We start from the raw sequence: 18,410 nt of genomic DNA, 5'->3' as shown, positions 1-18,410 counted from the left end.
TGCCTGAACATAGGGTTTCCGCCACAACGGCCCAATGCAAGACAGCTTCATTATTCCGACCCGCGGCCAGGGGCTCTATGAGTTTACCGGCGACGTGCAGGCCTGGGTGGCTGCCAGCGGTGTTCAGGACGGGCTGCTCACGCTGTTCGTGCGCCACACGTCCTGTTCCTTGCTGATCCAGGAAAACGCGGATCCCGACGTTCAGAGCGACCTGCGCGCCTTCTTTGCGCGGCTGGTCCCGCCGTCGTCCCACCCATCCATGAGCTACTTGCGCCATACCTATGAAGGGCCCGATGACATGCCGGCCCATATCAAGGCGGCGATGATGCCGGTCAGCCTGTCCATACCGGTTGACCGCGGCAAGCCGGTATTAGGCACCTGGCAAGGGATCTACCTGTTTGAACACCGCGACGCGCCGCATCGGCGCCAGGTGGCAGCGCACCTGGCCTGAACCTCTTCATCTAGCGGCAAAAAAACACCTCTACCCAAATTCTGGAGGGTAGCCTATAGTTGTGGATAACCGGGAGAACTCCGGCACAAAGAATAGGCTGACAGGATTGAGGGAGCAGGCGGATGCGCTGCCCATTTTGCGGAAATATCGACACTCAGGTCAAGGATTCACGTCCCGCCGAAGATCATGTTTCGATCCGGCGGCGCCGGTTCTGCCCGGCCTGCGGCGGCCGCTTTACCACCTATGAGCGGGTGCAGCTGCGCGACCTGGTGGTGATCAAGACCAACGGCAAGCGCGAAGATTTCGACCGTGACAAGCTGGAGAGGTCAATCCGCATCTCAATGCAGAAACGCCCGATTGAGCCGGAGCGCATCGACCAGATGATTTCCGGCATTGTACGTCGGCTGGAAAGCATGGGCGAAACCGATATTCCCTCCAAGAAGATCGGTGAGATCGTGATGGAAGCGCTGGCCCGGATCGACACTGTTGCCTACGTGCGTTTTGCGAGCGTTTACAAGAATTTCCAGGCCGCAGACGACTTTGAGGACTTCGTCCACGAGCTGCGCCCGCCGGTGGCGCCGGAAGAATAATGGACGCAGATCACCGATTTATGGCGCTGGCGCTGTCCCTGGGGCGGCGGGGGCAGGGCAATTGCTGGCCGAACCCGGCTGTGGGCTGTGTCATCGTGAAGGACGGCCGGGTGGCCGGCCGCGGCTGGACCAAGCCGGGCGGCCGCCCGCATGCCGAAACCGAAGCGCTGGCGCAGGCAGGGGATGCAGCCCGCGGAGCTACCGCCTATGTGACCCTGGAGCCTTGCGCACATCAGGGTGAGACGCCGCCCTGTTCGCAAGCGCTGATTGATGCAGGCGTGGCCCGCGTGGTGGCCGCTGTGGAGGACAGCGATCCGCGGGTGTCCGGCCAGGGCTTCCAGATGCTGCGCGATGCGGGCATCACAGTTGAAACCGGGGTCTGGGCCGCCCAGGCCGCCCGCGATCATGCGGGGTTCTTTCTGAAGACCGAACAGGGCCGCCCGCTGGTGACGCTGAAGCTGGCCAGCAGTTTTGACGGGCGGATTGCCACCGGATCGGGGCAAAGCAAATGGATCACCGGACCGGAGGCCCGCCGCGCCGTGCATGCAATGCGTGCCCGCCATGATGCGGTTATGGTCGGCGGCGGCACCGCACGGGCGGATGATCCGTCGCTGACAGTGCGTGATCTGGGGGTGGAGAGCCAGCCGGTAAGGGTAGTGATTTCGCGCCATCTGGATCTGCCGCTGATGGGTCAGTTGGCCCGCACGGCCAGGGAGGTGCCGGTTTGGCTGTGCCATGGTCATGGCGCTGACCATGAACGGATCCAGGCCTGGGAAGGGCTGGGGGCCCGGCTGATCCCTTGCGCGTCTCACGGCGTGCAGCTGGACGCGGGCGATATCCTGCAGCAGCTGGGTGCCGCCGGGCTCACCCGGGTATTCTGCGAAGGCGGCAGTGCGCTGGCGGCGTCTCTCCTGGCCTTTGACCTGGTGGATGAGCTGATCGGGTTTACCGCAGGTCTGGGCATCGGGGCCGAAGGCCTGCCCTCGATTGGTGCATTGGGCATCGGCCGCCTGGAAGAGGCGCCGCGCTTCGATCTGGTCGAAACCCGCCCGCTGGGCAAGGATATTCTGCACCGCTGGACCCGCGCGCTGCGCTAGGGGCAGGGGCTAGTAATCGCGGATCTTTGGTTTGGAAGATTTTCTGTCTGACAAGGCACTGGAGTGCAGGAAATCTGGTTGATTTCCAAGATCCTGTAACGCTGCCTGGCTGAAAATCCGCCAAATCCGCAGGACGCCAAAACTGCTGCATTTCAGCGGCACGGCCTGTATGCAAATGGCGCTGCCTTTCCCGGGGCTTGCCAAGCCTCTGGAATTTTGCGGTTTTGGTGCCAGTGGTGCGGAACTGCTGGGTTTTGACCCGATTTTGCTGCCGGTCTTTTGACTGAGAAGCCGGGCGCTCCCGCCCGTCGCAGGAGCATGTGTCATGCTCCGCTCCCATTGGCCGCCAGGGGTGCGCTGGCATGGCCAGGGCATCCCGCGGGCGCGGGAGGACACCGGAACTTTCAGCGCCAGAGGCTGGCATAGGTGGCAAACAGGCCTTGCAGTTTTGACAGCAGCCGGTTGCCGGGACCGGGGTGCGGCAAGCGTCCGTCGCGCAGCCGCATAACGGCGGTTTCAACAGAGCATGGCTGTCCGGTGACCGGGTCGAAATAGCGCGGGTAGTCGATCAGGGCGGCATGAACGAGACCCAGAAGCGGCACCGGAGCCTGGCGCCAGGGCGGTGGCGGCGCCATGTCGGCGGTCAGGCCCCAGCCGGCATAGAACGGCGTTCCCATCGTGGTGACACGAACCCCGCGCAGCAGCGCCTCGAACCCCAGCAAAGAGGTCATCGTCCAGACCTCCTGCACCTCGTCCAGCAGCGCAACCGGATCCGCATGCGCCGCCACGGCATCCGCGAAATCCCCGGCAGCCACCTGTCCCTTGCGCAACCCGGCCTCCACGTCCGGATGCGGCTTGTAGATGATCACGGCCTCCGGGTTGGCGCTGCGCGCCGCGCGCAGCAGGTCCAAATTCGTCCGCACCGTCCCCGCTCCGCACAGGATTGAGGCATCGTCCTCCACCTGCCCCGGCACCAGGATCCGGTGCCCCGTTGGCAGCGACGGGGCCTGGCCGCCAAGATTATACTTCGACAGGCCGCCCCGGATCAGCGATTGCACCAGCCGCTCCGCCCGCAGCTCCTGCGCCTCTGTCATCGCGGTGCGGCGGGCAATCAGCCGGTCCAGGTCAGAGGGCTGGCGCGGGTCATAGTAAATGCCGCTGCTGTCCGTCACCAGCGACAGCGGCGGTACCAGTTCCGCACCCAGCCCGCGGGACCGCAAGAAGCCGTCCTCCACGCGTACGGCACTGCCGTGGGCCTTTGTGGCTTTGCCTGCCCAGATCATTCGGCGGCGCGCTCCCGCCTGTGCCTTGGCAGGGTCTTCGGTGAACAGCACCCGCTTCTCGGCACCGAAAAACTTCTGCAGCGGCTTGCGCTTCCACAGCCGCATGCCGGAAGCCGCCCAGCCGTGACGGTCCTGCCGCCAGGCCCTTGCCTTGGCCTCCAGATTGTCCAGCACGGTTTCCAGCTGGCACAGCTCATCCCTGAACGGGTCGTACCATTTGGGATAGAGGATCATCGCCGCCGCAAACAGTTGCGCCCGGGTCAGCTGCCGCTGGCGCCGGGCAGGCGGGGCATCGTCCAGGGACAGCCCCCATCCAGCGTAGAACGGCTGTCCGAAGACCCGCGGTTTGTGACCTGCCAGGATCGCCTCGAACCCCAGTTGAGAGGATACAGTATAAACCCCCACGGCACCTTCCAGCAATTCCCAGGGGGAGACGCTGCCTGTGAACAGGGTGACGCGCCCCTGCGCGTCCGCTGCATCGAAATATCCCGCACGGAAGCCGCGCAGTGTTTCTGGGTGGGTCTTGATCAGCACCCGGGCACCGGGGTGTTCTTCCTGGGCAAAGGCCAGCATCTCAAGGAACCGCGCCCGGTCCGCCCGGGAGGCCGTGACAGAGGCGTCATCCCGGGCCTGATCCGCAACCAGCACATAACCGGGCTCAGGTGCCGGGGTTTCGGGGTCAAAGGCGTTGTATTTGCTGAGATGCGCCTCCCTGAGCCTGGCAATTGCGTCCCGCGCCCGGCGCATCAGATGCGCGTCATCCAGCGGATGGCCGGCGAGCAGCTGCTCCAGTTCCGAAGGCGCTGCGGCATCGAAATGCACACCGGAGCGGTCCAGCAGCAGCCCCATCGGCGGCTCCCCGGCCCGGCCCGGGTGGATTGATCGCAAAAAGGCATCCTCGACCCTGAGTAAGCCGCAGCCGCGCTGCCGTGCCACCGCCCGGCCGCGGTGCGCCGTCGGGGAGGCGCCCCAAATTCCTACCAGATCCTCCGGCCGGGGAAGGCCCAGCCGGATGTCGTACCCAGCCAGCTGCAAGATCCGCCGCACCCGGCGCTGGGTCAGAAATCCGCCATTGAAAACAAAAAGCCGGGACGCATCGCTCCCGGCTTTGTGCTGGCCTGTTGTCAGGCACATGAGGGGTTAGCCATCCAGTGCAGTGGAGACGCTCGACAGCGAGCCGACCGGCGTTACGAGAAGCGAGATGGTCTTGGTCCACTGGGTATAGGGCGCTTCGGTGACATAGAGCGTATCGTCGTCGCGGATTACGAAATCGCGGGCGACAAACAGCCCGTTCGGCTGAGTGAGGTTCAGCACATAGACCATGCGCTGTGCCCCGATCAGATCGTCGCGCCCCAGCACCTGGTTGGCAATCTCGGCCGGCTCGTTGCGCAGCACGAACACGCCGGTGGGGTCCGATGCTGTGGAAATCAGGCCGCCCACCTGGGCAATGGCTTCCAGCGCTGACAGATCCTGGCTTTCAAACGGCACCCGCGCCTGGGCAGAAGTGGCGCCCAGTGCGGTAAAGGAGCGGGTGTCCTCTTCCACCAGGATGCGGTCTCCGCCGCGCAAGGCGACATCCAGTTCCGGATGGTCGAACAGATCCTGGAACCAGATCTTGCCCTTTTCGCTGCCCCGGATCACGGTCACCTGGGCGATTTCCGGTTGAATGGTAACGCCGCCGGCCTGCGCCAGCATCGCGGACAGGGTGCGTGTCGGCCGTTCGATCGGATAAACACCCTGGGCACCGACGGAGCCTGTCAGGCTGACGGTCGCACCGTCGCCCGCCAGGCGGCGCACCTGCACCTGCGGGTCGGGAGTCTGGTCTTCCAGCTTCCGGGTGATGGTCTCGCGCAGCTGATCCGGGGTGTTGCCGGAGGCGCGCAGGCGGCCTGCATAGGGCACAAAGATATAGCCGGCGCTGTCCACCTGCACCTCTTCCAGCACTGTGGAGTTGGTGGCCTCGGCTGCCAGCAGCCCGTCGTCGACGTTTTCCCAGACCGTCAGCCCCAGCACATCGCCGGGGCGGATCGTGTCGGAGGTCAGCCTGCCCGCAGAGGTGAAGCCGGATGAAAAGCCAAGCGCGGGCACCACCGCGGTGGCACGGGCGACCCGGTCATTCACCGAGACGATGAAGGCGTCGCCTTCGCGCTGCACGGAACCTGCGAAGATCTGGCGTTTGTTGGGGCCGACCTTGGGCAGGCCGCAGGAGGCCGCAAGGGCCAATGCTGCCAGCATTGCCACCGGACGCGCCCAGCGAAGGGGAACGGATTTCACTGCTCGGTCTCCTCGACCAATTATTGTTTGCCACAAGTTTTAGGGGCAACCTAACCGGATGGAAGGGAAAAATCCAGTCTTTGGGCGAAATGCTGTCAGGTCACCAGCCGCAACTGTTGCCGCGGTGCCGCTGTGCCCAGGCGCAAGGCGTCATAGGGGTCCTCGTCTGCCAGCATCATATCGGCCACCTGGCGCAGCAGCTGGCGGCGGCCTTCGCGGGAGTAGAACCCGCCCGGCACCTGTGATGTTTCCAGCAGGAACCGGCGGTAATCCTTGTAGGCGCGGCTGTCGGGCCGGCTGGCGGCGGCAAAGAATTCCGCCAGGGGCTGCTGCGAGACGAACTCCGGCTTGGCATAGACAGCGCGCCCGAACACCCGCAGAGGGATGCCGCGCCACAGCACTTGCTGCCCGGCGGTGGAATTGACCGTCACCGCTGTGCGGGCCTCGTTCAAGAGCTGCGCCAGCTTGCCGCCGCGCACGTAATGCACCCGGTCAGCAATGCCATGCGCGCGCGCCAGTTTCCGCAGCGTGCGGCGCACCTGGGCGCGGTCATCCTCCAGCGGATGCGCCTTGATCACCAGATGGTGATGGCGGGGGGCGCCTTCGGCAAAGCCGCTGATTACCTCATCCAGGAAATCGCCCATGCTGGAAAACGGCGAATGCATCTGAAAGGAGCTGTCATGCTCCAGTTGCAGCAGCGCCAGGTGATAAGGAAAGCCGCCGTTTCGGATGCGCCGCTCGGCCAGCCGCCGGTCCAATGCCTGGGCGGGCATAAGCAGCAGGCGTTTCAGATAGAGCCGGAATTCCTTGGTCACGGTAAGCGCCCGGTGCGGCCGGAAATTGCCGTACTTGCGGTTCCGGAACATCACGAACCAGTGGTAGAGCGCGCCGTAGAACACGTGCTGGCGCATGTCGCCCCAGTGGGCAGGCGGCAGAGGTGCCTCCATATCGGATAGCGCAAGCGCTTGCTGCATTTCTGAAACGCTCATTTCCATCAGCCGCGAATGGCCATTGGCACCGCCGCGCTCATAGGTCACCCAATAAGGGCGCAGATAGCCTTCCTCAAACACATGCACGGTTATGCCGCGCTGCTGCGCCGCCTGAACGGCGGCGGCATGTATCGGCCGGGTATCGCCATAGAGCACGATGTCGGTGATGCCGCGGCGCTCCAGCAGCCCGGCGAGAGCTTCCGGCCATGTATCCTGGCGGCCGTTGAAAGGGATGTAACTGTCCTTGCAGCGCCAGAAGGCCTGATCGCCCGCATTGAAGCCCACCCGCGCCACCTCGCAGCCGGCCGCCTGCAGCATCTTGCCAAGGGCGGCGAAAAACGGGCCGTGCGGGCCCTGCAGAAACAGAAAGCTGCGTTGTGTCTTGGGAAGGTTCGGCATTACGATCGCAAAGATAAGGCTGGCTGGCTCAAGGTTTTGTTAACACCCGACTGGGGCGAAACTATGGCCGCAGGGGCGGGCAGGGCAAGCCGGGGCTTGTGCCGGCAGCGCAGCTTGGCTACCTCTGCGGCAGGATTGTCATAGCACCGGCAAGGAGCAGCCCCATGTTTACAGGCATCATCACCGACATAGGCACCATTGCCGAGCTGGAGCAGCAGGGCGATTTGCGCGCCCGCATCCGCACCGCCTATGACACCGCCACCATCGACATTGGCGCCTCGATCGCGTCTGACGGGGTCTGCCTGACCGTGATTGCCCTGGGCGAAGACTGGTACGATGTGCAGATCTCGGCCGAAACTGTCTCCAAGACCAACCTCGACAGCTGGGCCGTGGGCAAGCGGGTGAACCTGGAGCGCGCGCTGAAAGTGGGCGACGAGCTTGGCGGCCATATAGTCTCCGGCCATGTGGACGGCGTTGCAGAAGTGGTGAAGATGGAAGACGAGGGCGACAGCACCCGGGTCACCCTGCGCGCACCGGAGGCGCTGGCCCGTTTCATCGCGCCCAAGGGCTCGGTGGCGCTGAACGGCACGTCGCTGACAGTGAACGATGTGGATGGCTGCGATTTTGGTATCAATTTCATCCCGCACACCAAAGAAGCCACCACCTGGGGCGGCGTAAAGACGGGCGACCGCATCAACCTGGAAATCGACACCTTGGCCCGCTACGTCGCCCGTCTGCACGAGGCCGGCTGACCACCCGCCCTTCGGCTTCTTTCTGGTTGAAAATACTCCGGGGTGAGGCCCGGAAGGGCCGAGGGGCAGCGCCCCTTTTCCCCCTCAGCCAGACGCTCCCGCCCCCTCGGCCAGCATCATGGATGCCGCCCAAGGCGTTGGGCCGGGCGCGCCGCTGGCGCGGCGCGCGTCACCACATGTCGCCGACGGTATAGCCTGCCGGGAACGGGTCGCTGGGATCCAGCGTGTAGCTGGAAAGGCCATAGATCCAGCCCTGGCCTGACAGGGTCGGGACAATCGCCTTGTAGGGGCCCACCTGTGTCTCCTCCAGGATGCGGCCCGTAAAGGTCGTGCCCAGCGGGCCGGCATTCACATAGTCCTGCCCTGCGCCCAGCAGCCCGCGGGCGTGCAGCACCGCCATCTTGGCGCAGGTGCCGGTGCCGCAGGGCGAGCGGTCGAGGATGCCGCTGGCGTCCTGCGGGCGCGCCGGATCGAAGGGGCCGGTCGAGATGGTGATGGCCCCGCGCCCATGGGTTCCCTCCGCCACCGGAGCGCCCCAGAGGTTGGTGATCGTCGGCCCGGTGATTTCAGGGTTCCCGGGATGCACCACCGGCAGCTGCTCCGCGGTGGCATGGCGGATCGCCTCGGACACCCGCACGATTTCGGCGCCATTGTCCGCGTCCAATGAAAGGCCAAGCCTTTCCGCCTCGGCCAGCACAAAGAACATGCCGCCCCAGGCCACATCCACGGTGACCGTGCCCAGGCCGGCGACCTCGACCTGTGCATCCAGATGCACCGCAAAGGCGGGCACGTTCTTGAACTCCACCCGCGTTACCTTGCCGTCCTTGCACGCGGCGCGGACCCGGATCAGCCCGGCCGGCGCCTCCAATGTCAGCTCGGTGACCGGCTCCACCATCGGCACCATGCCGGTCTCCAGCAATACCGTCACCACGCAGATGGTGTTGGAACCCGACATCGGCGGATATTCCGACTGCTCGAAGATGATGAAGCCGGCGTCCGCCTCCGGATGGCAGGGGGGCACGATGGCATTGCCGCACAGACCCGGGTTGCCGCGCGGCTCGCGCAGCATTTGCAGGCGGATTTCGTCATGGTTAGCGGCCATGTCCTGCATCTTCTCGAACACCGAATTGCCCCGCAGCAGGGGCATGCCGCCAGTGATCACCCGCCCCGGTTCGCCTTCTGCATGAGCCTCAACCGCCTGAATGATGCGGGATGCGCGCATGTCTGGTCCTCCCAACCCTTTGAAACCCTGGATCCATGATTGGATCCAAAATAACTTGTGCACGGATGCACAAGGCGCGTCCAGACCCCTTGTTGCCGTTTGCAGGACTGGCATTTGCTGCATCTCTGGGCTATCTGGCAAGGAAAGAACCCGCAGTGCCAGGCGTACTGCCCCAAGCCCACTGAAAGGCTGCCACATGAGCTTTGAAACACCGGGGCCGGTAGAAGCGCAACTGCGCGATGCCATCAGCCCGATTGAAGAGATCATCGAAGAGGCCCGCCAGGGCCGCATGTTCATCCTGGTCGACCACGAGGACCGTGAGAATGAGGGCGATCTGGTGATCCCGGCGCAAGCTGCCGATGCGGCTGCGATCAACTTCATGGCAACCCATGGCCGCGGCCTGATCTGCCTGACCATGCCGGCCGAACGGATCGAGGAACTGGGCCTGCCGATGATGGCGATGCACAATTCTTCGCGCCACGAAACCGCCTTTACCGTTTCCATTGAGGCGCGCGAAGGCGTCTCCACCGGCATCTCTGCTGCCGACCGCGCCCTGACTGTCGCCACCGCCATCGACCCGGAGAAAACCGCCGCCGACATCGCCACGCCCGGCCACGTGTTCCCGCTGCGGGCGCGCCGGGGCGGGGTGCTGGTCCGCGCGGGCCACACCGAGGCCGGCTGCGATGTTGCCCGTTTGGCGGGCCATTACCCGTCCTCCGTAATCTGCGAGATCATGAAGGAAGACGGTACCATGGCGCGTCTGCCTGACCTGGTGGAATATGCGCAGAAACACGGGCTGAAGATCGGCACCATTTCCGACCTGATCACCTACCGCGCCCGCAACGACAACCTGGTGGTGGAAACCTCGCGCGAGACCGTCAACTCCGAAATCGGCGGTGAGTGGGAAATGCGGCTGTTCACCGACCAGACCCACGGCATCGAGCATGTGGTGATGATCAAGGGCGACATCACCACGCCGGAACCGGTGCTGGTGCGCACCCACGCACTGCATGAGGCAACCGATATTCTGGGTCTCGGCCCGAAATCCGCCCGCCAGCTGCCGCGCGCGATGGAGATCATCGCCGAGGAAGGCCGCGGCGTCGTGACGCTGTTCCGCCAGCCGCGCAATGCGCTTTATGCCAACGAGGACGAAGGCCCGCGCACGGTGACCATCAAACAGACCGGCATCGGCGCCCAGATCCTGTCGAGCCTGGGCTTGCATAAGCTGGTCCTGCTGACCGACTCGCCCTCGACCAAATACGTCGGGCTGGACGCCTATGGCCTTTCCATCACCGGCAGCCGCCCCATTCTGAAGGACGCTTGATATGGCTGGACATGAAACCCACTACACCCTGCCGCGCGCGGAATTCGATAAGCCGGTGAAGCTGCTGATCGTGGTGGCGCCTTACTACAAGGATATCGCCGACAATCTGGTGGCGGGCGCCGCGGCGGAGATCGAAGCCGCAGGTGGCACTTATGAAATCGTCGAAGTGCCGGGCGCGCTGGAAGTGCCGACTGCAATTGCCATCGCCGACCGGACTTCGAACTTCGACGGCTACGTGGCGCTGGGCTGCGTGATCCGCGGCGAGACCACCCATTACGAGACTGTCTGCAACGACAGCTCCCGCGCAATCCAGCTGATGGGGCTGCAGGGCCTGTGCATCGGCAATGGCATCCTGACCGTGGAAAACCGCAAACAGGCCGAAGTGCGCGCCGATACTGCCGATCAGAACAAAGGCGGCGGTGCTGCGGCTGCGGCCTTGCATCTGATCGCACTCACGCGTAAGTGGGGCGCCCAGACCAAAGGCATCGGCTTCAAGGCGCCCGCAGGGGCCTACCAGGTTGCCGATACAGACAACGGATCCACCAGCGCATGAGCACCCAGGACAGCCGCCCCAAGGGCAACGGCAAGAATCAGATGAGATCGGCAGCGCGGCTTTACGCCGTGCAGGCGCTGTTCCAGATGGAACACAGCGGCCTCACCTTTGACAGGGTGATCGTTGAATTTGAGGACCACCGTTTTGGCGCTGTTTATGAAGGCGATGAGATGGCGGAAGGCGACACCAAGGTGTTCCGCAATCTGGTGCGTGAGGCGGTGAATCATCAGGCGAGGATCGACCAGATGACCGACCGCGCCCTGGTGGCGAAATGGCCGATTGCCCGCATTGATCCGACCCTGCGGGCACTGTTCCGCGCGGCCGGTGCCGAGCTGCTGCAGTCCGACACCCCGCCCAAGGTGGTGATCAACGAGTTTGTGGACATCGCCCGCGCCTTCTTCCCGGAAGGCAAAGAGCCGAAGTTTGTCAACGCCGTGCTCGACCACATGGCGCGCGAGGCGCGGCCGGAAGCGTTCTGAGGCATTCAGAACCGGTGTTGAGAGATGAAAGGCGCGCCTTTGGGCGCGCTTTTTGTGTTTAAACAAAGGTTTCGCAATGACTTCGGCAAATTCCGCCGATGCGGCAAAGAAGCGCTGGACGGCGCTGTAAAGACTGCTAACCTCCTCTTGAAATTCTGGAGGTCAGTGATGCCTGAACTGGTGAAGATGTACATCCGCAATGTTGTGATTGGCTTTGGAATCGCAGGCGGTTTTGTCGCCATGCTCTTGTGGTTCAATGTGATGAACCTCTGGTCTCTCGTCTCCACCTCCGATGCCGGGCTGCTGGCAGTGTTTCTGCTGTGGTTCATGCATGGCATTGTTTTTGCCGGCGTGCAGTTTGCCTGGGCGGTCATGGCGATGGCAGAAAAGGACAAGGGCCCCCGCGGCGGCACCCCGGTGGCGCATCAGTTCCAGCCGGTGCGCGTGCAGGCTGAGGCGCATTCGCAGCAGGACCGCCAGCTGCGCCGCCGCTGAAAGGTCAAAGACGCTGAAACATTCCGCCGCGCTTTCCACCCCGGAAGGCGCGGTTTTTCTTTGCGGGGGGAGGAAAAGCGGCGGGACCACCAGTCAACCGTGCGGCTTTGATTCCCGAGGACCTGTATATACAGGTGGGCGCCAGGTAAACGGACCAGGATCCGGACAGAGCCAGCTCCCTCGGAATTGCTTAAGGCCACCGGAATGCTGCCTGTCACGAGAAGGGCAGAACCCGCCAAGCCCGTAACTAAGCTGCCGGAGGCGCCGTTACAAGGGGGCAGGAGCATCCGGCAGCGTTTCGCGGCAAAAGCGCGGCATTGCTTTTTGTTCTCCAATTGTTCACATTTGCCCGCATGATGGAAGATCTGCAACCAGGACAGAAGCTCGCCCGCGGCGTGTCGCGCTATCTGCGCTCGCTCGGCTATGCGCCGCTGGAGGAATTCGTGCCGGCCCGCGGCCTGCGGGTGGATGTTATGGCGCTGGGGCCCAAGGGAGAGATCTGGGTGATCGAGTGCAAGTCCAGCCGCGCCGATTTCCAGTCCGACAGCAAATGGCAAGGCTACTTGGAGTGGTGTGACCGGTACTTCTGGGCAGTGGATGCGGAGTTCCCGGTGGAACTGTTGCCTGATGAAACCGGGCTGATCATCGCTGATTCCTATGATGCGGAAATCATCCGCATGGCGCCTGAGGAGAAGCTGGCGCCGGCCCGGCGCAAGAAGCTGGTGCAGAAATTTGCCATGGATGCTGCCCGCCGCCTGCAAGCCTTGCGCGATCCGCGTCCGGGCAAGGATGGGATGCTGCTGGGCGGCGCTGAGGATGAGCCGCCGGACTAGTGATCCGGCGGTGCTCCCGCGCCAGCGGATGCCCCGGCTGCGCCGGTGCCTCCTGGCAGCCTTGGGCTGTGCAGCGCAGCTGCGGTGCGCTGCGGACGGCACTGCCGTCTCAGCCCCTTGTGTGCGATGTTTCTGCCTTACTTGACGCTGCGCGCGGCTTGGGCTGCGGCGCGGATCTCGTCGGCGATCTCCTCGGCCTCTTCCGGGTCGAAGTCCATTGGGATTTCGGTGCCGCCGGCCTCGATGAAAATTCGCACCATGCCCTGATCGGTCGGGCCGATTTGCAGGTTTGCCTCGATGTCGCGTTCGGTATTGATACTCATCTTGCACTCCCAAGCCGGTCAGCGGATTGCAGCCGGTGCTAGCCCGCCGCAGGCTGAAAGGCAAGCCGGGTTTGCGCTACACTGGGGCATGACGGATGTGACCCTGCGCCGATTCGCCCCGACCGACATGCAGTGGCTGGTGGCCCGCCACCAGGATCTTTATGCCCGCGAGGCCGGGTTTGACGAAACCTTCGGGCCGCTGGTTGCCGATATCCTGCACAGCTTCTGCGCCGGCCATGATCCGGCCTGCGAGCGGGGCTGGATGGCGGTGAGCGGGAATGAACGGCTGGGCACCGTGTTTTGCATGAAAAAGGACGAGGCAACCGCGCAGCTGCGGCTGTTCCTGCTGACACCCAAGGCGCGCGGCAAGGGGCTGGGAAAGCGTCTGCTGCGCGAGTGCATGGCGTTTGCCCGCGCGGCGGGTTACGGCAGTATGATGCTGAAGACCCACGAAAGCCATCGCACAGCCTGTGCGCTGTACCGGGCCTTTGGCTGGGAGCTGGAAGGAAGCCGCCCTGTGCACAGCTACGGGCAGGATCTTGTGGAGCAGACCTGGCGCCTGTCCCTTGTTGAGGAGCACGCTTAGGAGCGAGGATTGCTCACGCATCCCTGAAGGGAAGATTCTGACGTGTTTGCAAATGCTTGTGGATAAGTTTCCGCATAGCCTGCCGTCATGTTCAGGCTTTGTCCGTCATCAGCCGACAGAGGGCCGGTTTCTGAAACAGAAGGCAAAAAAACCTCTTGCACGGCTCTGGAGCGTGCTATAAATGCCCCCTCAGTGCCGCCTTAGCTCAGTTGGTTAGAGCGCTGGATTGTGGATCCAGAGGTCCCCCGTTCAAGCCGGGGAGGCGGTACCATAAACCCTCAGTAAAATGAAACTTTGCCACCTCTGAGAAGTGCATGCGCTGCGGCCTGTCCCGATGTGTAGCCAATGTGCAGCCATTGCTAATCCGAACGCTTTAGACAGCTACAGAGGTGCTCAGCACATAGTCGCGAGTTGCTCTGGCTCCGACGGTTTATGCAAGTATTTGCATGCCTGAGTTTGGCAATGCCCTGCGTCTTGGCAGACACCCAATCTGCCGAAAACCTCAAATCTCTTGGCTGGGCTCTTGCAAAGGCCCCCCCCCCTCGAACTGGCAGCCTAGCAGCCAATCAAAGCGCGCGTTTCTTAGGCCGCCGCTCTGCTTTTGGCTGGCTTACTGATGAGGTCGCAGCTTTTGCGGATCATAGACCGGGCTTTCAACCACAATAGCCGTGGTTTCCAGCGCATCGCCCTTGACCGTGAGAACCGCCCCGGCCGCGACCCCTGGGCGGACATGTGCCAGCGCCAGCGACTTCCTCATCCGGTGCGAATAGCATGGGCTGTTGATCACCCCGATCTCCTCACCATCCAGCAGCAAGGCCTCTCCGCCCTCCACCATGTCAGAATGATCAATATCGAGGCAGGCATTGGAAATCTTCTCCCGGCCTTTCGCCGCCATCACTGCTTCCTTGCCGCGGAAATCGCCCTTAGCGGCGCTTACTGTGAACCCCAGGCCGACCTCCCACGGGGTGTGCGCTTCGGTCATGTCATAACCGTAAAACAGCAGTCCCGCTTCAATCCGCACCTTGTCGAGCGCGGTGAATGAGCAGGGCATGACACCAGCCTCTGCCAGCTTGTCCCAGATATCTGCTATCACTGCGGCGCTGGCAAAGATCTCATAGCCGCGTTCACCTGAATAGCCGGTGCGTGAGATCCGGCAGGGGTGGCCAAACAGGACGGCGGGTGCGTGTTCAAAATACCCCAGCCGGGCAAGATCGATGTTGCAAAGGGCGTTCAGGATGTCCAGCGCTGCCGGACCCTGGACCGAGACGTCGTGCAGGTCGTCGGTGAACTCCAGCCAGACGTCACGGCCCTCTGCCGAGGCTTGCAGCAGCGCCATAGTATTGCCGGAGCCATGCACGATCATCCATTCATCGCCGCCGTTGTTTGAGACGATGGCGTCGTCAGCAATTCCGCCCGCTTCGGTCAGCACGCAGAGGTAGGCGGCTTTACCCGGCACCAGTTTGGACAGGTCGCGTGTGGTCAAGTGATCCAGCACGGCCTGCGCGTCCTTGCCGCGGACAAACACCTTCTTCAGCGGGGACATATCGAACATGCCGGCCCGCTCGCGCACTGCGTCGTGCTCGTCATTCGGGTCGGTGCTGTAAGTCCAGGCGGTGCCCATGCCGTTCCAGTCCTCAAGCCCTGAACCCAGGGCAATGTGGCGGGAGGCAAGCGCCGAGATGCGGCTCAGTTCTTCGGTCATGTTTCAGGGTCCTTTCTCAATACCATTCGTCGGGCATGGCGGCTTTGCGCTCCGCCACGAAGTCATTCAGGGCTGTGCGGATTGCTGTCGGCATCTCCGGCGGCTGATACTCCGTCAGCATCTGCCGCCAGCGGGTGGCAGCGCGCTGGTCAGAGGTCTTGCGGCCATTTTCGTCCCAGGTTTCAAAGGGGCCGCCTTCGGGCACCTGCGGTTCAAAATTGGCGGTGGTGTAATGGCGCAGGGTGTGGCTCGAAGACAGGAAGTTCTCGCCCGGACCCGCCTCGGCGTAGGCATCACGGCCAAAGGCCTCGTCGCCCGTGCCAAACCCCTGCAGCATCTTCAGCATCGCGCCGCAATGGTCGAGGTCCATTACGAACTTCTCGTAGGACATCACCAGCCCGCCTTCTAGCCAGCCCGCCGCGTGCCAGACCTGATGGCCGCCGGACAGGAGAGTTGCCCACATCGCACCAGTGCTGTCCTGCATCGCCTGGCCGTCGGCGGCGTTGGAGGCTGTGACCTGGCCGCCGCCGGAGCGCACCGGCACTCCCAGCCTGCGGCCCAGCTGGCTCAGCGCCATGGTGGTGAGGTTCGCCTCCGGGGAGCCAAACGTCAGTGCGCCGCTGCGCAGGTTCATGGAAGAATGGAAGCTGCCGAAGACGGCCGGGCAGCCTGGGCGCACCAGCTGGGTGAGGGCGATGCCCACCATCGCCTCTGCCAGGGTTTGGGCAGCAACCGCTGCCGGTGAGAGCGGCCCCATAGCGCCGGCAAAGATGGCGGGTGAAATGCAGACGCATTGGTTGGCCTCAGCATAGATGCGCAGGGAGGCGGACATCACGCCGTCATAGATCAGCGGCGAATTGACGTTGATATTGGCCTGCATCACCGCGTTCTGGTCGAGAAACTCCGCGCCAAAGGCCAGCCGGGCCATCTCAACGCTGTCCTGTGCGCCCTGGGCTGAGGTGACGCCGCCCATGAAGGGTTTATCCGATAGGGTGAGATGCGCCAGCATCATGTCCAGATGCCGCTTGTTCACCGGCACATCGGTCGGTTCAACCACGGTGCCGCCGGTATGGTGCAAGGCAGGCGACATATGCGATAGCTTCACGAAATTCTCAAAGTCCGCCAGCCTGGCGTAGCGGCGGCCTTGCTCCAGGTCGGTGACAAAGGGCGAGCCGTAGCCGGGCATCAGCACCAGGTTGTCACCGCCCAGGGCCACGGTGCGGGCGTGGGTGCGGCCATGCAGCTGGAATTCTGCGGGCGCAGATTTGCACAACTGGCGCACATGGCCCGGCTCGAAGCGGACCCGGACACCGTCAACGCGCGCTCCGGCTGCGGCAAACAGAGCAAGTGCTGTGTCGTCACCACGGAATTCAACGCCGATATGCTCCAGGATCCAGTCCGCCTGAGCTTCGATGCGCCGGAGTGCGGTCTCGTCCAGCAGGTCGTAGGCAGGGATCTGACGGCGCCTGTACACCGGTGCAGCCTGAGGTGCATTGTGCCGGGTCAGCCGCCCCTGGCGCGACCTGCCGCGCTGGGTGATGTGGGTCTTGGCGTTCATATTTCCCAACGATGCACCTCCTGAAGATAAGTTTCGTGATTCATTTTTTCAGATTTTGAAACGCCAACAATCGATATTATTTGCCCTCAGTGTTCAGAAAATTTATACGTTTGTATCGTGCCCGTAGAATTCCGCCATCATGACAGCCTGCGCCTGTTTGCTGAGATCGCCCGCTACCGCAGTTTTTCAGATGCGGCCGGGGCGTTGAACATGACCAAGGGTGCGGTCAGCTATCAGATCAAAACACTGGAGGCGGATCTGGGGTTTGCGCTGTTTCAGCGCAACGCCCGCGGGGTGGAGATGACGCCCGGCGGACTCAAGCTGCTGGCTGCCTGCCAAGACCATTATGAAGAGATCGAGGCTGGGATCCTGACTCTGAAGGGGCTCTCTGCCAGGACATTGACGGTGGGCATCTCCACCTATTTCGCCGCCCGCTGGCTGTCGCCGCGACTGATGTCCTTCATGCAGGAGCATCCGGATATCCAGCTTCGGCTGCAACCGATGATCCGGCTGTTCGACCTTGAAGCGCAGGGTGTTGATATCGCGATCCGTTGGGGAAGCGGGCAATGGGGAGATGGCGACGTTACGCCGTTTCTGCCGTGCCCGGCTTTTCCCGCAGGCAATGCTGCAGCACTGGAAACGGTGGAGCGGCTGGGCTGGGAGCAAGCGGTTTCAACCTTTACGCTGCTGCGTGACCATGATGACAGCGATGCTTGGACAGACTGGCTGAATACCGCGGCGCTGCCGCACTGGACGCGGCGGGATACGCTGATCATCCCTGACCCCAACGTGCGTGTACAGGCAGTGATCGATGGTCAGGGTGTCGCCTTGATGGACACCCTGATCGAAAGGGAGCTGGAAGAGGAGAAGCTGTTCCGTCTGTCACCGCATATGCTGCAGGACTATGGCTACTTTCTGGTCCGCCCGCGCAAAGCTGTCTCGCGGGAAGCTGTCCGTGCATTCTCTGAATGGCTGCAAAAACAATAGGCTGCGCATATTGCCGGCTTGCCTTTTAAGCTCTCGCATAAGCAGCTCCGGCACCGGCGCCGGACCTGTATGTGGATGGCGGTTTCTGGGCAGCTGCCACGTGGCGAAACAATGTTCTCCAAGACCGGCTCAGGGCCGGTCAGGTTCCGAAGGGGGGGGGGGGCGCAATCTGCGGCATTGCAACGGAATCTTTTGTATAAAACGGTCCCTAAAGCACCGCGCAGCATTCAGCATACGGGGCTAAACCCGGTCGCTCGCCGCACTAAGAACAGGCGGCCGGTTCGAGCCTGTTTCGTTGAAAACTCTGGCTTGATCGAGGGGTAACTCGCTTGTTCAATTCCCGTGTGGATTGGGGAGAGCAGCGACGATGAAACCGAGGCGGAAAGCGCCAGCGGCGTTGGTCCATGAGTTCTCGCTCGGCCAATCCTCAGCTGGCCGAACCAAGCAGCCAAGTTGCTTTGGGTTGATACTTTTCTCAGTCTTTCCGCGGAACATTCCGGCCATTGGTTGAGC

19 protein-coding genes and 1 tRNA gene are annotated in these 18,410 nt (G+C 63.1%); 12 read left to right on the top strand and 8 right to left on the bottom strand.

All coding sequences use genetic code 11. From position 1 onward, the window contains the following. Positions 1-34 precede the first annotated feature (34 nt). The 3 genes from ACXAEK_RS19625 (at position 35) to ribD (ending at position 2,138) form a co-directional block, all read left to right on the top strand. Positions 35-451, top strand: a complete 417-nt coding sequence (locus tag ACXAEK_RS19625) for a secondary thiamine-phosphate synthase enzyme YjbQ (RefSeq protein WP_475044483.1) — start codon at positions 35-37, stop codon at positions 449-451. Between the two features lie 122 nt (positions 452-573). Next, the gene (gene nrdR, locus ACXAEK_RS19620) at positions 574-1,041 is read left to right on the top strand and encodes a transcriptional regulator NrdR (protein ID WP_019294728.1); all 468 of its coding nucleotides are present in this window, start codon (positions 574-576) and stop codon (positions 1,039-1,041) included. After that, complete coding sequence (gene ribD / locus ACXAEK_RS19615) at positions 1,041-2,138, top strand: bifunctional diaminohydroxyphosphoribosylaminopyrimidine deaminase/5-amino-6-(5-phosphoribosylamino)uracil reductase RibD (RefSeq protein WP_475044482.1); 1,098 nt, start codon at positions 1,041-1,043, stop codon at positions 2,136-2,138. The genes nrdR and ribD overlap by 1 nt, the downstream gene beginning before the upstream one ends. Before the next feature lie 9 nt (positions 2,139-2,147). On the opposite strand, the gene ACXAEK_RS19610 is transcribed toward ribD, so the two are convergent. From ACXAEK_RS19610 to ACXAEK_RS19595, 4 genes are all read right to left on the bottom strand, one after another. Next, positions 2,148-2,465: a hypothetical protein gene (locus tag ACXAEK_RS19610; protein ID WP_475044480.1), complete on the bottom strand. Its 318-nt coding sequence runs from the start codon at positions 2,463-2,465 to the stop codon at positions 2,148-2,150. Positions 2,466-2,542: 77 nt separating this feature from the next. After that, positions 2,543-4,555, bottom strand: coding sequence for a capsular polysaccharide biosynthesis protein (locus tag ACXAEK_RS19605; RefSeq protein ID WP_475044479.1), 2,013 nt, complete (start codon positions 4,553-4,555; stop codon positions 2,543-2,545). Between the two features lie 6 nt (positions 4,556-4,561). Further along, positions 4,562-5,695, bottom strand: coding sequence for a polysaccharide biosynthesis/export family protein (locus ACXAEK_RS19600; RefSeq protein WP_475044477.1), 1,134 nt, complete (start codon positions 5,693-5,695; stop codon positions 4,562-4,564). Positions 5,696-5,790: 95 nt separating this feature from the next. Beyond that, the gene (locus tag ACXAEK_RS19595) at positions 5,791-7,083 is read right to left on the bottom strand and encodes a capsule biosynthesis protein (RefSeq protein ID WP_475044475.1); all 1,293 of its coding nucleotides are present in this window, start codon (positions 7,081-7,083) and stop codon (positions 5,791-5,793) included. 164 nt (positions 7,084-7,247) lie between these two features. On the opposite strand from ACXAEK_RS19595, the gene ACXAEK_RS19590 reads away from it, so the two are divergent. Further along, complete coding sequence (locus ACXAEK_RS19590) at positions 7,248-7,835, top strand: riboflavin synthase (protein ID WP_475044473.1); 588 nt, start codon at positions 7,248-7,250, stop codon at positions 7,833-7,835. Positions 7,836-8,004: 169 nt separating this feature from the next. Here the strand turns inward: ACXAEK_RS19590 and ACXAEK_RS19585 are convergent, their stop codons facing one another. After that, the gene (locus tag ACXAEK_RS19585; RefSeq protein WP_475044471.1) at positions 8,005-9,057 is read right to left on the bottom strand and encodes a proline racemase family protein; all 1,053 of its coding nucleotides are present in this window, start codon (positions 9,055-9,057) and stop codon (positions 8,005-8,007) included. A gap of 196 nt (positions 9,058-9,253) precedes the next feature. Between ACXAEK_RS19585 and ribB the strand changes: the two genes are divergently transcribed. From ribB to ACXAEK_RS19560, 5 genes are all read left to right on the top strand, one after another. After that, positions 9,254-10,381, top strand: a complete 1,128-nt coding sequence (gene ribB, locus ACXAEK_RS19580) for a 3,4-dihydroxy-2-butanone-4-phosphate synthase (RefSeq protein ID WP_475044469.1) — start codon at positions 9,254-9,256, stop codon at positions 10,379-10,381. A 1-nt stretch (position 10,382) separates the two neighbouring features. Next, positions 10,383-10,934, top strand: coding sequence for a 6,7-dimethyl-8-ribityllumazine synthase (locus ACXAEK_RS19575; RefSeq protein WP_475044467.1), 552 nt, complete (start codon positions 10,383-10,385; stop codon positions 10,932-10,934). Then, positions 10,931-11,413, top strand: coding sequence for a transcription antitermination factor NusB (gene nusB, locus ACXAEK_RS19570; protein ID WP_475044465.1), 483 nt, complete (start codon positions 10,931-10,933; stop codon positions 11,411-11,413). The genes ACXAEK_RS19575 and nusB overlap by 4 nt, the downstream gene beginning before the upstream one ends. A 168-nt stretch (positions 11,414-11,581) precedes the next feature. Further along, positions 11,582-11,908, top strand: coding sequence for a hypothetical protein (locus ACXAEK_RS19565; RefSeq protein ID WP_475044463.1), 327 nt, complete (start codon positions 11,582-11,584; stop codon positions 11,906-11,908). Between the two features lie 353 nt (positions 11,909-12,261). Continuing rightward, positions 12,262-12,741 carry an MmcB family DNA repair protein gene (locus tag ACXAEK_RS19560; protein ID WP_475045319.1) on the top strand — a complete coding sequence of 160 codons (480 nt, stop codon included), beginning with the start codon at positions 12,262-12,264 and terminating at the stop codon, positions 12,739-12,741. A 137-nt stretch (positions 12,742-12,878) separates the two neighbouring features. On the opposite strand, the gene ACXAEK_RS19555 is transcribed toward ACXAEK_RS19560, so the two are convergent. Further along, positions 12,879-13,064, bottom strand: a complete 186-nt coding sequence (locus tag ACXAEK_RS19555) for a DUF6324 family protein (protein WP_475044461.1) — start codon at positions 13,062-13,064, stop codon at positions 12,879-12,881. Between the two features lie 88 nt (positions 13,065-13,152). Between ACXAEK_RS19555 and ACXAEK_RS19550 the strand changes: the two genes are divergently transcribed. Together ACXAEK_RS19550 and ACXAEK_RS19545 are read left to right on the top strand one after the other, a co-directional pair. Continuing rightward, positions 13,153-13,650, top strand: coding sequence for an N-acetyltransferase family protein (locus ACXAEK_RS19550; protein WP_475044459.1), 498 nt, complete (start codon positions 13,153-13,155; stop codon positions 13,648-13,650). 194 nt (positions 13,651-13,844) lie between these two features. Beyond that, positions 13,845-13,921: transfer RNA gene (locus ACXAEK_RS19545), tRNA-His, on the top strand. 339 nt (positions 13,922-14,260) lie between these two features. On the opposite strand, the gene ACXAEK_RS19540 is transcribed toward ACXAEK_RS19545, so the two are convergent. Together ACXAEK_RS19540 and ACXAEK_RS19535 are read right to left on the bottom strand one after the other, a co-directional pair. Continuing rightward, positions 14,261-15,352 carry an aminomethyl transferase family protein gene (locus ACXAEK_RS19540; RefSeq protein ID WP_475044457.1) on the bottom strand — a complete coding sequence of 364 codons (1,092 nt, stop codon included), beginning with the start codon at positions 15,350-15,352 and terminating at the stop codon, positions 14,261-14,263. A gap of 16 nt (positions 15,353-15,368) precedes the next feature. Then, positions 15,369-16,910, bottom strand: a complete 1,542-nt coding sequence (locus ACXAEK_RS19535) for a trimethylamine methyltransferase family protein (protein ID WP_475045317.1) — start codon at positions 16,908-16,910, stop codon at positions 15,369-15,371. Positions 16,911-17,027: 117 nt separating this feature from the next. On the opposite strand from ACXAEK_RS19535, the gene ACXAEK_RS19530 reads away from it, so the two are divergent. After that, a complete protein-coding gene (locus ACXAEK_RS19530; RefSeq protein WP_475044455.1) occupies positions 17,028-17,897 on the top strand; it encodes a LysR substrate-binding domain-containing protein in 870 nt (289 codons plus the stop codon). The last annotated feature ends 513 nt before the right edge of the window (positions 17,898-18,410 follow it).

It is taken from the genome of Leisingera sp. ABM4_101 (assembly GCF_056158725.1).
The sequence above is the reverse complement of the archived record's forward strand: the minus strand, read 5'-3'. Positions and strand labels throughout refer to the sequence as shown.

Excerpts from the sequence above, each read along its gene's own strand:
- ACXAEK_RS19595 (WP_475044475.1), bottom strand. The coding sequence starts at position 7,083 with ATGCCGAACCTTCCCAAGACACAACGCAGCTTTCTGTTTCTGCAGGGC.
- nrdR (WP_019294728.1), top strand. The coding sequence starts at position 574 with ATGCGCTGCCCATTTTGCGGAAATATCGACACTCAGGTCAAGGATTCA.
- ribD (WP_475044482.1), top strand. The coding sequence starts at position 1,041 with ATGGACGCAGATCACCGATTTATGGCGCTGGCGCTGTCCCTGGGGCGG.
- ACXAEK_RS19605 (WP_475044479.1), bottom strand. The coding sequence starts at position 4,555 with ATGTGCCTGACAACAGGCCAGCACAAAGCCGGGAGCGATGCGTCCCGG.
- ACXAEK_RS19540 (WP_475044457.1), bottom strand. The coding sequence starts at position 15,352 with ATGACCGAAGAACTGAGCCGCATCTCGGCGCTTGCCTCCCGCCACATT.
- ACXAEK_RS19535 (WP_475045317.1), bottom strand. The coding sequence starts at position 16,910 with ATGAACGCCAAGACCCACATCACCCAGCGCGGCAGGTCGCGCCAGGGG.
- ACXAEK_RS19555 (WP_475044461.1), bottom strand. The coding sequence starts at position 13,064 with ATGAGTATCAATACCGAACGCGACATCGAGGCAAACCTGCAAATCGGC.
- ACXAEK_RS19560 (WP_475045319.1), top strand. The coding sequence starts at position 12,262 with ATGATGGAAGATCTGCAACCAGGACAGAAGCTCGCCCGCGGCGTGTCG.
- ACXAEK_RS19590 (WP_475044473.1), top strand. The coding sequence starts at position 7,248 with ATGTTTACAGGCATCATCACCGACATAGGCACCATTGCCGAGCTGGAG.
- ACXAEK_RS19550 (WP_475044459.1), top strand. The coding sequence starts at position 13,153 with ATGACGGATGTGACCCTGCGCCGATTCGCCCCGACCGACATGCAGTGG.
- ACXAEK_RS19610 (WP_475044480.1), bottom strand. The coding sequence starts at position 2,465 with ATGACACATGCTCCTGCGACGGGCGGGAGCGCCCGGCTTCTCAGTCAA.
- nusB (WP_475044465.1), top strand. The coding sequence starts at position 10,931 with ATGAGCACCCAGGACAGCCGCCCCAAGGGCAACGGCAAGAATCAGATG.
- ribB (WP_475044469.1), top strand. The coding sequence starts at position 9,254 with ATGAGCTTTGAAACACCGGGGCCGGTAGAAGCGCAACTGCGCGATGCC.
- ACXAEK_RS19625 (WP_475044483.1), top strand. The coding sequence starts at position 35 with ATGCAAGACAGCTTCATTATTCCGACCCGCGGCCAGGGGCTCTATGAG.
- ACXAEK_RS19585 (WP_475044471.1), bottom strand. The coding sequence starts at position 9,057 with ATGCGCGCATCCCGCATCATTCAGGCGGTTGAGGCTCATGCAGAAGGC.
- ACXAEK_RS19565 (WP_475044463.1), top strand. The coding sequence starts at position 11,582 with ATGCCTGAACTGGTGAAGATGTACATCCGCAATGTTGTGATTGGCTTT.
- ACXAEK_RS19575 (WP_475044467.1), top strand. The coding sequence starts at position 10,383 with ATGGCTGGACATGAAACCCACTACACCCTGCCGCGCGCGGAATTCGAT.